This window comes from Clavibacter sp. VKM Ac-2872, assembly GCF_015351105.1.
GTDB lineage: Bacteria > Actinomycetota > Actinomycetes > Actinomycetales > Microbacteriaceae > Clavibacter.
Map to the genome: position 1 here is coordinate 1,494,878 of NZ_JADKRR010000001.1, position 14,532 is coordinate 1,509,409.

The following is a 14,532-nucleotide window of genomic DNA, read 5'->3' on the forward strand; positions in this document are numbered from 1 at the left end:
GGCGTGCGGGACACCGAGATGAACGAGACCAGGTCCGCCGTCGCCGCCCCCATGCTCCACCCGCTCATCCACGAGCAGGGCGACGGCTACGTGGTCTGCCGCACCGCGGCGCGCGTGCTCCATCTCAGCGCGCTGCGGGCGGGCCTCCTCGCCGACACCGGGGCAGCGGGTTCCCGCTTGCTGCTCGTCACACCCGCGGACACGCGTCTCACCTTCGCGTCGCTCGAGGCGCTGAGGTCGTTCGGCGGCCGGTGGGCCGTGCCCTCGAGGGGAGGTCTCCGGCTCGCGGGCACGACCGCCATCGTCGGCGACGCGAAGGAGGCGTTCGCGCCACGGATCCCGGGGGGATGGCAGGCGCCTCCTGCCCCGGGATCCGTGCCGTGGACGCAGATCACCGTCACCGCGCGGCATGTGCTGACAGGGGAGTTCGAGGTGGGGCGCATCGCGGAGATGATCGCCGTCGAGGCGGATTCGCGCGTGGATGCGTGGGGCGTGGTCGAGCCCGCCGTCAGTGCGTTCCGCGCCGCGGGGGTCACCGCGTGGGCGCGTTCGCGGCTCCCGCAGACGGTCCGGCTCCTGCTGCACGGCGATGGCCTCAGCGGGAGCATCCGTGTGTGGTCGGAGCCTGCCGCCGTCTTCGAGGAGACGAAGCTGGTGGTGCGCGGCGACCTGTCCACGACCCGATCCGCCGAGCTCCTGCGGCGCCTGCAGCGCGCCGCTCAGATCCAGTTCGCGTTCGTCTGCACCATGCACGGAGCGCCGGACATGACCTTCACGGCGGACGTCCCCGCCCCTGTCGAGCCGCGGGCCGCGCTGGTCGGGCCGCGCGCCGTGCGCGACAACGACTTCCTCACGGGCGAGCTGGAGCGGGCGGCCATCGTCGAACGCGTCGGGCATCCGCGCACGCCGTCGCTCCTGATGTCGTTCGGCGGGGATGAGGCGGCCGCCTGGGCGGATCTCGCGACCACCGCGCGGCACCTCGGCCCCGAGACGATCGCCGCGGCGTTCTCCGGGACGCCGTCGTGAACCGCGAGTGGGCGATCGTCTCGCCGCGTCCGGTGTCGCTGGCGGAGTGCATCGTGGGTGCTGCGTCGGTGGATCCGGATCTGGGCGTCGCTGATCTCTGGGACGGGGGCGCCGCGTTCGTGTCCCGCATGGGTGCTGAGACGCATCTGACGGTGACCCGATCCCGGTCGCTCGAGCACACCGGCGATGCGGAACGCATCCTCGGCAGCCGCGTGTCGATGCCACGAGACGAACACGAGCTGTATTGGACGGACCTCCACGCCCGCGGGTGGGTCGAGGAGGAGGACGCCGCGCTGGTCGGGGCCATCGCGGCCTCCGCGGACGGGTCCGCGCACGCACTGACGGCAGAGGTGGAGGAGGGGTCTCATGACGAGCTACAGCATTGATCCGCAGGGGGTGAGGGACGTGCTCACGAACGTCCAGAAGGCATCCGACGACCTGTCGACCGCGGTGAGCGGCGTGTCCGGCGCGCACGACGACGTGACATCGGGGGCGGCGACCTGCACCGCGGTGCCGAATGCCCTGGCGGCGTTCCTCGACGCGCAGGCGGCGGCGGTCACCGATGTGACGAACCGGATCTCGGCGTGCCTCTTCGGTGCGGCGACGGCGACGACCGACTACGTGCAGGCCGATGAGACCATGTCGTCCGACGTGACGCAGGCGCAGACGGCCGCGGTGGATTCCGCGTCGAGCGGTGACTTCAGCTGGTTCACCGCTCGGGCCGGTGGTCGGTGATGTACGCGCCGGCGTCGACCGCGGGTGGCGGCGTGTGCCGTGCGGATGGCTTGATCGATCCCGGCAGCATTCCCGGGGTGGGCATGTCCCCGGATCTGATCCGGAGCGCTGCGTCGACGTTGTCGTCGGCGTCGACGGGGGTCTCGCAGCACGGTGCGTCGGCGGTGGCATCGTGGCAGACGATGTCGACGGTGTACCAGGCACCGGAGTCGGAGGCGTTGCTGGCGGTGATGGCGCCGGTGGGGCAGGAGACCACGGCCCTCGCCGACGGGTTCACCAAGGTGGCGAAGGCCCTGAAGGACTTCGCGGACACCGTGGAGCCGATCGTGGTGACGCTGAAGGACCTCCAGACCCAGGCCGTCGCGTTCGTGGCGTTGGCGGAGCAGGGATACGTCCTGCCGGCGGTGGGGGATCAGCCGACGACGCAGTTGACGGATTACGGCTCGGTGCAGACCTCGCCCGGGGGGATGTACTCGTCTCCTGCGCATCACGTGGAGTGGACGGATTACCCGCCGTACAACCAGCGCAACGACGAGTTGATCAAGGCGGTGGCCGTGCAGGCGACGGCGTTGGACCAGGCGCAGGCGGATTGCGTGAACGCGATCGCCGCGGCGGATCCCACGCGGACGTCGTGCGCCGTGCCGGTGCAGGGCACCGATTTCACGGCGGCGGCCGTGGCGGGGACGGCGTTGCCGTTCGGGCAGATGGCGTCGGGTCGTCAGACGTGTGTGGGGTCGTTCCTGGGTGGTGCGGGGGATGCGGTCACGAGCATGGCCGAGGGTTTGGGGAGCCTCGTGTCGTACAACCCGGAGACGGGTGCGTGGGGTGATTGGGGTCATGCGGGGGCGTCGGCTCTGGGCGTGGTGGAGGGGTTGGGTGCGTTGATCGCGCCGACGCCGCTGTTCCAGGTGTTGGCGGTTGATTCCGGTGGTGTGACGCCGGGGTGGTTGCGGGATTTCTCGAGGTCGACGTTGGACAAGCAGCAGCGGATGGTGGAGGGGTTCGTCGGGAGCGGTGAGCAGTGGGATGCGGATCCGGCGCGGGCGGCGGGTGCGTTGTTCGTGAATGTGGGGTCGTTGTTGATCCCGGTGGGTGGTGAGGTCGCGGCGGGCGCGAAGGTGGTGTCGGTCGGGGCGCGTGTGGTGGCGGTGGGGGATCGTGTCGCGGAGGCGGCGGATGTGGCGTCGGTTGCGGGGCGTGTGGTGGGTGCGGGTGCGCGGGTGACGGTCGCTGCGGGTACCGGTCTGGTGCGGGTGGGGGATCTGCTGACGCAGGCCATGGTCAAGGCGGATGCGGTGGGTCATGCGGCGACGGCGCCCGTGATGAATGCGTTGCGGGACGCGGTTGGTCGGGTGCCGTCGGTGCGGGTGGTGGTGGAGCATGCGGTGACGCCGGATGGGTTCCGGGTGCCGGCGGGTGTGCGGGTGGAGGTGGAGGGTCGTGTGCGTGCGCAGGTCGCGGACGCGGCGGGGCAGGGTGTGTTGGAGCGCGGGACGGTGGAGGCGCCTGTCCGTGGTTCTGTGGGTTCGGGGCATGCGCCGGCGGTGGGGCGTGCTGCGGGGGCGGATGCGGTGCGTGGTGTGGAGCATCAGGGGGCGGATGCTCGCGGGGGAGTCGCAGAGCGCGCGTCATCCGAGTTGACACCCGAGGAGGTGACGCATCATGCCGGGGACGCGCATGCGTCACACAGTGACCAGATCGGCCGTAACGATCGTGGTGGAGGAAGCGGCAACTCAAGTCGCGGACCGGACGGGATCCACTCACGCGAAGCGACATCCGTTGCCCATCCACTACCCAGCGAGCCGCTCGACTACTTTAAAGACGACTATTGGCGGTCGTTGAGTCCGCAGGAGATCCACGATCTGCCTGTTGTCCGTGACGGTAGTCATCTGCGTCCAGATAGGAGTCTCGAACCCAGCACCTGGTACCAGGCTGGTGAGCACGAATACCTTTACAGGACGAATGAGCACGGGCATATCGACCGCGTCATCATCCAGGATCTGCAGCTCAAGATCCATGAGGGCCGTCTTCCGCATCAAAGAAATCCTCTGGGCAAGCTCCAGGGGGATCATGCGGGGCATCTCGCCGCCGACGCTGCCGGCGGCTCTCCGAAGCTAGACAACATCATCGCCATGTCTCAACAGAATAATCTGGTAAAATATGCTAGCTTGGAGAGAAAGCTACTCGGCCATAAAGCTGCTCATCCTGGTGAGAAAATATTTCTTGATATTCGACTTGACCCAGATGCCGAAACTGGGCGATCGGCAAGATTTGAAGTTGAATATACGATAGATGATGCCACGTTCTCGCGCGGATTTGACCAGTAGGAGGAGATGGATCTAATGACTTACGACGAGGTTCTACGCGAACTAATTGACAATTGGGTATCCTTGGGTCTCGAATACTCGCAAGGCGCCCACGTCACAAAGTTGTTCATATACGCAGCCTCTGAAGAGGGAAGTGCCTACGCTAACATTTTCTACGAGCAGGACGGACAAGTCGTGTATCCACACGAATTGCGCGGTATCGACACTGGACGTGAGCGTGTGCTCGCTGTCCAGCGCTATTTACGTGTTGACCTGAAGGCTGCCGAGGGGAAGCTCAGGGAGCTGGGCGCGTCCGTCCCCACTCAATATCGAGTGACGTACGATTTGGCCTCCCGGCAGCTGGACATGCAGCTGTCGCATGATGTCATCTATGCCGGCCATCCTACGAAGGTCATGGAGGAGGGTGCGGAAGACTGGCTGGATGGCCGCCTTCGTAAGATTTTCGGCTAAATTAGTACTGATTACTTCACATGTTGCTATCCATGGACATTCATCACTGAGTCTTCCATCGCCTAACAAGAGAGATGCGAAGTGTGGGTTCAATTCACTCTGTGAAAAAAGTCCCCACGCTGGTTCTCTGTGCTCACGAATCTACGGAATAATGTGCATGATGAGACCATGGAAATCGTGCCGGAAGTCACTGCGGACCACCATTTCGTCAACGGGCTCTTGTGTGCTGAACAGGCGAGTGCGAGATAAATTTCCAGCCTCCACCGTAAGTCGGTGGAAGCGTTCTTCTCTTGTAAGGCCGAGGACGCATACTCGGACCAGGCGCAGCAGCTCTTCCGAAATGAACGGCTGACTACTGAGGACATCAAGCGACCATGGTGCTTGACGGAACTCTCTATAACGCGACGGGGTTGGGTGCGTTGATCGCGCCGACGCCGCTGTTCCAGGTGCTCGCGGATGATTCCGGTGGTATGACACCGGGGTGGATGCGGGACTTCTCGAGGTCGACGTTGGACAAGCAGCAGCGGATGGTGGAGGGGTTCGTCGGCAGCGGTGAGCAGTGGGATGCGGATCCGGCGCGGGCGGCGGGGTCGTTGTTCGTGAATGTGGGGTCGTTGTTGATCCCGGTGGGGGGTGAGGTCGCGGCGGGCGCGAAGGTGGTGTCGGTCGGGGTGCGGGTCGTGGCGGTGGGGGATCGCGTCGCGGAGGCGGCCGATGCGGCGTCTGTTGCAGGGCGTGTGGCGGGTGCCGGTGCGCGGGTGACGGTCGCTGCGGGTACCGGGTTGGTGCGTGTGGGGGATCTGTTGACGCAGGCCATGGCCAAGGCGGATGCGGTGGGGCATGCGGCGACGGCGCCGGTGATGAATGCGTTGCGGGACGCGGTCGGGCGGGTTCCGTCGGTGCGGGTGGTGGTGGAGCATGCGGTGACGCCGGATGGGTTCCGGGTGCCTGCGGGTGTGCGGGTGGAGGTGGAGAGTCGTGTGCGTTCGCAGGTCGCGGATGCGGCGGGGCAGGGTGTGTTGGAGCGCGGGACGGTGGAGGCGCCTGCGGGTGCGCGTGGTGCTGTGGGTTCGGGGCATGCTGCGGCGGGGGAGTCTGCGGTCGGTCGCGGCGTGGCGGTGGATGCGGTGCGTGGGGTGGAGCAGCACGGGGCGGAGACGGCAGTTGGTGGGCGTCATGTGGCGTCGACGGATGTGCGGGAGCATCCCGGTGGGCTGCGTCCCGGGGACGATGTCCGTGGTGGTTCGGAGCATGGGGGTGGGCACGGCGGGCACGAGACCGGTCACGGGGACCACCGAGACGCATCCGCTGGGCATGATCACGAGAACCAGGGTCATGACGGTCGGCACCTGGATGAAGGAGCCGGGCATTCCGACGGGCACGACCCCAGCCACGAAGGGGGCTCTGAGCACGTGCGGCCGGAGTCCGGGTACTCGATCCCGGACATGGTCCACTCCGCCGCCCCGCGGGGGCCGGAGGTCGATGACTACTGGCGGCCGCTCAGTCACGAGGAGATCCAGGACCTGCCCGTGGTCCGGGACGGGAGCCACCTCAACGCGAACGGCAGCCTGCGGCCGAACATCTGGTACCAGACCGGCGAGCACGAGTACCTGTATCGCACGGACGAGCATGGGCACATCGACCGGGTGATCGCGGAGAACCTGCAACTCAAGACGCACATCGGCCGACTACGGCACATACGACGTACCTTGGGTAAGCTCTTCGGCGACCACGCGGGACATGTGATCGCTGACTGGTTCGGCGGATCTCCTAAACTCGACAACCTCGTCTCCCAGCTTGCGAAGATCAACCAGCATGAAATCGGCAGCTTGGAAAAGCAGTGGGCGCGGGTTCTGAAATCCGATCCGCCAGGTCACGTCAGTCTCGACGTCCGACTCGACACGGATCCCTTAACTGGCCGTCCGGCTCGATTCGTCGTGATGCATGTGATCGACGGTCAAGAAGAAATAGCGTACTTCCATCAATAGAGGACCGGTGGCCATGAAGACCGAGCAAGAAATCATTCAAGAGCTAATAAACAAGTGGTTGCCTTTGGGGATCGAATTTGCAGAAGGTGCGGTCGGCGTCGTGGGCATGTACTTCCACGCAGGTTCCGAGCTGGGTGCCAAGAGGGCGAACATATTCTTCGACGTGGGCGACAAGATCGTATATCCAGGAAACCTTAAAGGCGCTCAGACCGCACGCGGCTCCGTGCATCATATGCAGGGGCTCATGATCGAGGATCTTCTCGACGCAGAGCGTCAGTTCAAAGAATCCGGAATACCGTGCCCTACGGAGTATCGAATCTCCTATGAGCCCGCGCCGGGTAGGCTCGACGTGCAATTGCATCGTGATCTCAAGTATCACGGACACCCGACCAAGGGGCTCCTTGATGGACCTGCGGATTGGCTCGGCGACCGCCTCGAAGAGGTTTATAAGAGGTCTTAGGGTCGACACCGAGGCTCAGGCGGATTGTGTGAATGCCATCCGGCCGGCGGATCCGATGATTCCGGTGGTGTGACTGCGGGGTGGTTGCGGGATTTCTCGAAGTCGACGTTGGGCAAGCAGCAGCAGATGGTGGAGGGGTTCGTCGGTAGCGGTGAGCAGTGGGATGCGGATCCGGCGCGGGCGGCGGGTTCGTTGTTCGTGAATGTGGGTTCGTTGTTCATCCCGGTGGGTGGTGAGGTCGCGGCGGGCGCGAAGGTGGTGTCGGTCGGGGTGCGGGTCGTGGCGGTGGGGGATCGTGTCGCGGAGGCGGCCGATGTGGCGTCTGTTGCGGGGCGTGTGGTGGGTGCGGGTGCGCGGGTGACGGTCGCTGCGGGTACCGGGTTGGTGCGTGTGGGGGATCTGTTGACGCAGGCCATGGCCAAGGCGGATGCGGTGGGGCATGCGGCGACGGCGCCGGTGATGAATGCGTTGCGGGACGCGGTCGGGCGGGTTCCGTCGGTGCGGGTGGTGGTGGAGCATGCGGTGACGCCGGATGGGTTCCGGGTGCCTGCGGGTGTGCGGGTGGAGGTGGAGAGTCGTGTGCGTTCGCAGGTCGCGGATGCGGCGGGGCAGGGTGTGTTGGAGCGCGGGACGGTGGAGGCGCCTGTGGGTGCGCGTGGTGCTGTGGGTTCGGGGCATGCTGCGGCGGGGGAGTCTGCGGTCGGTCGCGGCGTGGCGGTGGATGCGGTGCGTGGGGTGGAGCAGCACGGGGCGGAGACGGCAGTTGGTGGGCGTCATGTGGCGTCGACGGATGTGCGGGAGCATCCCGGTGGGCTGCGTCCCGGGGACGATGTCCGTGGTGGTTCGGAGCATGGGGGTGGGCACGGCGAGCAACAGACCGCACACGGGGACCATGCGGGCGGAGGTGTCGAGCGAGGAGGTGCACGTGGGGACAGTGCGGGAGAGGCCCATGATCACGATCCGGGAACTTCTGAGCGAGGTCCCGGTAAGACGTCTCGGCTGCGTGCATCCGCTGGTGATGAGTATTGGCGTCCCCTCTCGCATGAGGAGATCCAGAACCTGCCAGTCGTTCGCGACGGCAGTCACATCCGTGCCGACGGCAGCTTGACGCCGAGCACCTGGTATCGGACCGGTGAGCACGAGTACCTGTACAGGACGAACGAGCACGGCCACATCGACCGGGTCATTGCGGAGAACCTGCAGCTCAAGACGCACATAGGCCGGCTACGATATGTGCGACGTACCCTCGGCAAGCTCTTCGGGGACCACGCCGGCCACTTGATTGCGGACTGGTTCGGCGGATCGCCCAAGCTCGACAATCTCGTCTCGCAATTCAAGCACGTCAACATTCGCGAATACGGCGCTCTGGAGCGCCAGTGGGCTGCCGCTCTGCGGGCTGAACCCCCTGGTCACGTAGCCATAGACATGCGAGTAGACACGGATGTGAGCACAGGAAGACCGGAGGGCTTCAAAATCACGAGCGTTGTCAATGGTGTGAGGACAACCAAATCATTCAGTCAATAGAAGGGGCCACATGATGAATCGTGAAGTCGAGACAATCCATGAATTGGCGGACAAGTGGGTTTCACTTGGGCTGGATTTCTGCGAATCTGCCGGAGGTGTGTCAAAGATGTACATCTACGCCGCTTCGGAGCTCGGCGTGAAGTATGCGAACATTTTGTTCGAGCAACACGGAGTTGTCATCTACCCTGACAATTTGAAGGCCGAGGGCATAGATCACGGGTTGATCTTTCGGATGCAGGATCTCATGCTTGAAGATCTTGATGAAGCTGAGCGAGCGTTCAGGTCGGCTGGAGTGCCTTGCCCTACAGAGTACCGAATAACCTACGAACTAGGCCCGCGACGTCTGGATGTGCAGTTGTCTCACGAAATCAAATACGCGGAGCATCCCGTCAAGACACTCGAGCACGGGCCTGAAGACTGGCTCGATGGTCGCCTAGAGAAAGTCTTCGGGAAGCTGCTGCCCCCCGAAAGCGAGTGGCACAAGGTCGGCAAGAAGCGCACTTACTAAGCCCCCACTCGGGGTTCTGATCATTCACTGGTGCGACCGTATTTAACTCAGGTGAGCGATCTGCTCCGCGGTCGCGTGGCTGCCGGCGGGCGAGCCCGAATACCTGCATCCCACGAACGAGCGCGGACACGTACGGGGATCACCGCGACGCGTCGGCTGGGCATGACCATGAGAACCCGGGACATGACGGTCGGCACATGGATGAAGGAGCGGGGCATCCGGGTGGGCACGACCCCAGCCATGACGGTGGCTCTGAGCATGGGCCCCCGGAGTCCGAGTACTCGATCCCGGACATGGACCACTCCGCCGCCCCGCGGGGGCTGGAGGTCGATGACTACTGGCGGCCGCTCAGTCACGAGGAGATCCAGGACCTCCCCGTGGTCCGGGACGGGAGCCACCTCAACGCGAACGGCAGCCTGCGGCCGAACATCTGGTACCAGACCGGCGAGCACGAGTACCTCTACCGGACGAACGAGCACGGGCACATCGACCGGGTCATCGCCGAGAACCTGCAACTCAAGCTGCACACAGGGCGGCTACGGCACATACGACGTACGTTGGGCAAGCTCTTCGGTGATCATGCGGGACACCTCGTCGCGGACTGGTTCGGAGGATCCTCCAAACTCGATAATGTCGTCTCTCAACTGGCGCGCATCAACAAGCATGAATATGCTCGTCTTGAAAGGCAATGGGCGAGTGCTCTCAAAGGTGACCCGCCTGGGAGGGTCAGCCTTGATATGCGGATCGATACTGATTCGACGACGGGACGCCCAGCTATGTTCCGTATCGAGTACATAATAAACGGCGAGCCCGGTTTTGCTCGTTATAGCCAGTGAGGGACAAATGACCCAGCAAGAGCATGAGATCGTGCAGATCGCGATCGAGAAGTGGATTTCAGCGGGGCTGGAGTACGCGCATGGCGCAGGCGGTGTCAGGGCGTTGTACGTCTACATCGGGTCGGAGCTCGGGAGTGCATACGCAAACGTGTTCTTCGAACAAGACGGTGAGGTGCTATATCCGTCCAAGTTGAAAGGCGCGGATGCATCGACAGAAAAGATCATCGAACTGCAGAGGTACTTGGTCGATGTCCTGGATGAGGCTGAGGCGGCATTCAAGAAGTCGCAGATCCCGCCGCCCACTGAGTATCGCATTACTTATGAGCCGGGAAGTGGTCGGCTCGATGTGCAGCTTTCGCGAGAAGTGAAATACAGGCACCACCCTGTGAAGACGATCCAGCATGGACCCGAAGATTGGCTCAACGGCCGTCTGGAGAAGCTCTACGGAGCTTTGTTGCCCCCCGAGGATCAGTGGCCGAAGTCGTGACCTATTAGCTCGGAATGAGCGCGTTCGGTCCGTAAAATGATTAAGCATGAGCCATGCGCGGCGCATCATCGGTTACTGGTTCGTTGGATCACCGATGCTAGACATCGCTGTCGCGCGATTCGAGGACATCGATCGACGCGGTTGCCTCAATGTCGAATGGCAGTGGGCGAGGGTGCTTACGTCTGAGTCTCTAGGTCGCGTCGATGCCGACGTTCGAATTGTTGCCGAGCCCGTAAAGGCCGGCCCTAAAGAGTTTATCGTTGACTCTGTGGTCAATGACGAACCCTTCTTCTACCGCTTTAATTAGTGCAGAAAGTGATTGCATGTCGACGAGCGAGCAAGATATCCTTCAGGGGCTTATAAATGGTTGGATACCCCTTGGGCTCGAGTATGCTCAAGGAGCCCAGGGTGTCACGACACTATATCTGTATGCGGATTCCGAACCCAACCATCAACATGCAAATATCTTCTTCGAACAAAGCGGGCGAGTTGTCTATCCGAGCAGACTCGACGGTGTCGACTCCCATTCGCAACGAATCTTGAATATGCAGAAGTGCATGATCGAAGACCTAATCGAAGCGGAGAGGCTGTTCCGCGAGATTGGTATCCCTTGCCCTACTGAATATCGTATCACCTACGAGCCCGAAGCCGGCCGACTGGACGTGCAACTATCCCGTGACATAAAGTACGCGGATCATCCGGTCAAGACCCTGCAAAGCGGTCCAGAGGATTGGCTTGATGGTCGCCTTGAGAAGGTCGTGGGTAAGCTATTGCCCCCGGAGCGCGAATGGTTCCGATTCGCTAAAAAGCGCAAATAGGAATTGTGGCTTGAGGCTGTCACCTTTGGGGAGTGGCCTCCAGGAGTGACTCGATGGTCGGCTGAACAAAGTATTCGGCAGACTGCTGCGTCCCCAATACGAATGACAAATATCCCGACGAAAGCGAAAGCTTTAGCCAGGATTACCACGAGGATGCGTGTCTCGTCGGTCGCTGGCCTATGTGCACGCCGATAGGACCATGTCGTCCGACCTGACGCCGACGCAGACCGCGGCGGTGGTTGCCGCGTCGGGTGGTGACTTCAGCTGGACCACCGCTCGGGCCGTGGGCGGTTTCGTGGCGGTGGGGGATCGTGTCGCGGAGGCGGCCGATGTGGCGTCTGTTGCGGGGCGTGTGGCGGGTGCGGGTGCGCGGGTGACGGTCGCTGCGGGTACCGGGTTGGTGCGTGTGGGGGATCTGTTGACGCAGGCCATGGCCAAGGCGGATGCGGTGGGGCATGCGGCGACGGCGCCGGTGATGAATGCGTTGCGGGACGCGGTCGGGCGGGTTCCGTCGGTGCGGGTGGTGGTGGAGCATGCGGTGACGCCGGATGGGTTCCGGGTGCCTGCGGGTGTGCGGGTGGAGGTGGAGAGTCGTGTGCGTTCGCAGGTCGCGGATGCGGCGGGGCAGGGTGTGTTGGAGCGCGGGACGGTGGAGGCGCCTGCGGGTGCGCGTGGTGCTGTGGGTTCGGGGCATGCGCCGGGGGTGGGGTGTGCTGCGGGTGCGGATGTGGTGCGTGGGGTCGAGCAGCACGGGGCGGATGCTCGCGGGGGAGTCGCAGAGCGCGCGTCGTTTGAGTTGACACGCGAGGAGGTGAGGCATGATGCCGGGGATGCTAATGCGTCACACAGTGACCAGATCGGACGTCACGATCGTGGTGAAGGAACCGGCAACATAAGTCGCGGGTCGGACGGGATCCACTCACGCGAAGCCGCGTCCGTTGCCCATCCACTACCCAGCGAGCCGCTCGACTACTTCAAAGACGACTATTGGCGGTCGTTGAGTCCGCAGGAGATCCACGATCTGCCTGTTGTCCGTGACGGTAGTCATCTGCGTCCGGATAGGAGTCTCGAACCCAGCACCTGGTACCAAGCTGGTGAGCACGAGTACCTTTACAGGACGAACGAGCACGGGCACATCGACCGCGTCATCATCCAGGATCTGCAGCTCAAGATCCATGAGGGCCGTCTTCCGCATCAAAGAAATCCTCTGGGCAAGCTCCAGGGGGATCACGCGGGACACCTCGCCGCGGACGCTGCCGGGGGCTCTCCGAAGCTGGACAACATCGTCGCGATGTCCCAAAAGAACAACCTGGTACAATACGCTCGCCTCGAGAGGAAGTTACTCGGTCGCAAGGCTGCTCATCCTGATGAACGAATTTTCCTGGACATCCGGCTGGATCCTGATCCGCTCACCGGCAGGTCGCCCCGCTTCGAGGTCGAATACAAGATCAACGGCAGAATCTACCGGAGCAATTTCAAGCAGTAGGGAACCAAATGCCAAAGAGACAAGAAGAAATTCTGCGCGACTTTGCGACGGGCTGCGTGTCAATCGCAATGGAGTTCAGCGAGGGCGCGCCAGAGTTGTCGAAGATCTACGTCTACGTCGGTTCCGAGTGCGGGCACTCCTACGCGAATGCGTTCTTCGAGCAAGGCGGAGAGATCGTTTACGCCAACGATCTACGCGGAGTCGACTCTGGGGACGAGCGCGTTTCTGTGGTTCAAAGATACCTACTCAACTACTTGGCGGAGGCTGAGGCGCAGTTCGAGGAAGCCGGTGCACCATCTCCTACCCAGTACCGCTTGACATATGATTTGCTCACGCGTCAACTGGACATGCAGTTGTCCCACGATCTCGTGTATTCGAACCACCCGACCAAAATATTAGAAGAAGGTGCAGAGGATTGGCTCGACGGGCGTCTTGAGAAGATGTTCGGAGGCTTTTGATCGAACACGCGACCACCGTGCATGGTGAACCTGCCTATCACGCGAGCGAGTAGGTGCGTTGATCGCGCTGACGCCGCTCTTCCAGGTGCTGGCCGATGATTCCGGTGGTGTGACGCCGGGGTGGTTGCGGGACTTCTCGGGGTCGACGTTGGATAAGCAGCGGCAGATGGTGGAGGGGTTCGTCGGTAGCGGTGAGCTGTGGGATGCGGATCCGGCGCGGGCGGCGGGGTCGTTGTTCGTGAATGTGGGGTCGTTGTTCATCCCGGTGGGTGGTGAGGTCGCGGCGGGCGCGAAGGTGGTGTCGGTCGGGGCGCGGATGGTCGAGGTCGGTGGCACGGCGGCGGAGGCGGCGGATGTCGCGTCGGTGGCGGGGCGGTTGACGAGGGTCGGCGGGAATGCGCTGCTGGATGCGGGTCTGTATGTGAAGCAGACCGGGTTGGTTCTCGAGGCGGTCTCGGATCGTGTGGCGGGGTTCGCGGATGTGCCGCGTGCGGCGACGGCGGGCGTGGTGTCGTCGTTGCGGGAGGTGTTGGAGCGGGTGCCGCGGGTGAGTGTGACGGTCGAACGCATGGCGACTCCGGATGGGGCGTGGGCTATCCCGAGCGTGCATATGAGCGTGGAGCATCCGGCGTCGGGTGGAGCGGCGGTTGCCGCGGCGGGTGGTCGACACACGGCGGAGATGGTGTCCGGTCCGGCGGCGGAGGCGCGTGCGGCGGGAACGGATGTCGGGCGCACCGGTCAGGGGACACTGCACGACGGCCTCCCGAGGAGCGACCACGGCACGACGGCGGTCGACGCGCGCACCGCATCAGGGGGGCGCCCGTCGGGAGCTCATCACGACCCGGCAGGAGCAGACGGCGCACATCACGGGCAAGCGGGGCCGCACGCGGGCTCGCCGGATGCGGTGCACGGGACCCATAACGCCGCCCTCGAGCACCCGCGTCCCGAGGGCGCGGCGCGCTTCGATGGCCCTTCCGCGGACGTGGCCAATCGGCATCCGATACCCTCGTGGATCGCCGACCGGCTCGCGAATCACGAGCTGCCGGCTTGGAAGAAGCGCATCCTCCAGGGTCATGAGTTCAACTACGCGAACCACCACCGGTACACGTATAGCGAGATACGCGTGATGCGGCGTTGGCGGCTGCATTCCTACGAGGAAGATCTATGGATAACATCACGAAAGCACACACAGGTGGTTGATATCCGGTGGTATACCATGAAGCGGTACATCTATGAGATTCACAAGAAATACAGGCCTGGGTTTATCGTCGACGAGACTGGCGTTCCTTTGCAGGGCGTGAAAATCCTCGAAGTCCCGCCCCAGTTGAAAGCCGTTCCGCAAGAGGTGTTGACGTACGCAAGAGAGCATGGTGTGGTTATCAGGGATTCTAATGGCCGCTCTTACAATATTGTCGAACAGGCGGGATAA

16 protein-coding genes are annotated in these 14,532 nt (G+C 63.4%); all 16 read left to right on the top strand.

Going from position 1 to position 14,532, the window contains the following annotated elements; all coding sequences use genetic code 11:
* The first annotated feature begins 3 nt into the window (after positions 1 to 3).
* The 16 genes from ITJ40_RS07085 to ITJ40_RS07160 all read left to right on the top strand — a co-directional run bounded on the left by ITJ40_RS07085 (position 4) and on the right by ITJ40_RS07160 (position 14,532).
* Positions 4 to 1,026, top strand: a complete 1,023-nt coding sequence (locus tag ITJ40_RS07085; RefSeq protein WP_194666372.1) for a DUF6177 family protein — start codon at positions 4 to 6, stop codon at positions 1,024 to 1,026.
* Positions 1,023 to 1,412, top strand: a complete 390-nt coding sequence (locus tag ITJ40_RS07090; RefSeq protein WP_194666373.1) for a hypothetical protein — start codon at positions 1,023 to 1,025, stop codon at positions 1,410 to 1,412. The genes ITJ40_RS07085 and ITJ40_RS07090 overlap by 4 nt, the downstream gene beginning before the upstream one ends.
* The gene (locus ITJ40_RS07095; RefSeq protein ID WP_194666374.1) at positions 1,393 to 1,761 is read left to right on the top strand and encodes a DUF6507 family protein; all 369 of its coding nucleotides are present in this window, start codon (positions 1,393 to 1,395) and stop codon (positions 1,759 to 1,761) included. The genes ITJ40_RS07090 and ITJ40_RS07095 overlap by 20 nt, the downstream gene beginning before the upstream one ends.
* 50 nt (positions 1,762 to 1,811) lie before the next feature.
* On the top strand, positions 1,812 to 4,088 hold the full coding sequence (locus ITJ40_RS17020) for a DNA/RNA non-specific endonuclease (RefSeq protein ID WP_228511857.1): 2,277 nt from the start codon (positions 1,812 to 1,814) through the stop codon (positions 4,086 to 4,088).
* Between the two features lie 15 nt (positions 4,089 to 4,103).
* A complete protein-coding gene (locus tag ITJ40_RS07105) occupies positions 4,104 to 4,538 on the top strand; it encodes a hypothetical protein (protein ID WP_194666375.1) in 435 nt (144 codons plus the stop codon).
* 374 nt (positions 4,539 to 4,912) lie between these two features.
* A complete protein-coding gene (locus ITJ40_RS07110; protein ID WP_194666376.1) occupies positions 4,913 to 6,526 on the top strand; it encodes a DNA/RNA non-specific endonuclease in 1,614 nt (537 codons plus the stop codon).
* 13 nt (positions 6,527 to 6,539) lie between these two features.
* A complete protein-coding gene (locus ITJ40_RS07115) occupies positions 6,540 to 6,986 on the top strand; it encodes a hypothetical protein (protein WP_194666377.1) in 447 nt (148 codons plus the stop codon).
* A gap of 108 nt (positions 6,987 to 7,094) precedes the next feature.
* Positions 7,095 to 8,510 (top strand): DNA/RNA non-specific endonuclease, encoded by a 1,416-nt coding sequence (locus ITJ40_RS07120; protein ID WP_194666378.1) that lies wholly within the window; start codon positions 7,095 to 7,097, stop codon positions 8,508 to 8,510.
* A 10-nt stretch (positions 8,511 to 8,520) separates the two neighbouring features.
* Positions 8,521 to 9,018 carry a hypothetical protein gene (locus ITJ40_RS07125; protein ID WP_194666379.1) on the top strand — a complete coding sequence of 166 codons (498 nt, stop codon included), beginning with the start codon at positions 8,521 to 8,523 and terminating at the stop codon, positions 9,016 to 9,018.
* 293 nt (positions 9,019 to 9,311) lie between these two features.
* Entirely contained in the window at positions 9,312 to 9,854 is a 543-nt protein-coding gene (locus tag ITJ40_RS07130; protein WP_194666380.1) for a DNA/RNA non-specific endonuclease, read from the top strand.
* Between the two features lie 7 nt (positions 9,855 to 9,861).
* Positions 9,862 to 10,341 (top strand): hypothetical protein, encoded by a 480-nt coding sequence (locus tag ITJ40_RS07135; RefSeq protein ID WP_194666381.1) that lies wholly within the window; start codon positions 9,862 to 9,864, stop codon positions 10,339 to 10,341.
* 46 nt (positions 10,342 to 10,387) lie between these two features.
* A complete protein-coding gene (locus tag ITJ40_RS07140; RefSeq protein WP_194666382.1) occupies positions 10,388 to 10,648 on the top strand; it encodes a hypothetical protein in 261 nt (86 codons plus the stop codon).
* Between the two features lie 16 nt (positions 10,649 to 10,664).
* Positions 10,665 to 11,159: a hypothetical protein gene (locus tag ITJ40_RS07145; RefSeq protein WP_194666383.1), complete on the top strand. Its 495-nt coding sequence runs from the start codon at positions 10,665 to 10,667 to the stop codon at positions 11,157 to 11,159.
* 199 nt (positions 11,160 to 11,358) lie between these two features.
* Positions 11,359 to 12,645: a DNA/RNA non-specific endonuclease gene (locus ITJ40_RS17025; protein WP_228511859.1), complete on the top strand. Its 1,287-nt coding sequence runs from the start codon at positions 11,359 to 11,361 to the stop codon at positions 12,643 to 12,645.
* 8 nt (positions 12,646 to 12,653) lie between these two features.
* Positions 12,654 to 13,103 (top strand): hypothetical protein, encoded by a 450-nt coding sequence (locus ITJ40_RS07155; RefSeq protein WP_194666384.1) that lies wholly within the window; start codon positions 12,654 to 12,656, stop codon positions 13,101 to 13,103.
* A 58-nt stretch (positions 13,104 to 13,161) separates the two neighbouring features.
* Positions 13,162 to 14,532 (top strand): hypothetical protein, encoded by a 1,371-nt coding sequence (locus ITJ40_RS07160; protein ID WP_194666385.1) that lies wholly within the window; start codon positions 13,162 to 13,164, stop codon positions 14,530 to 14,532.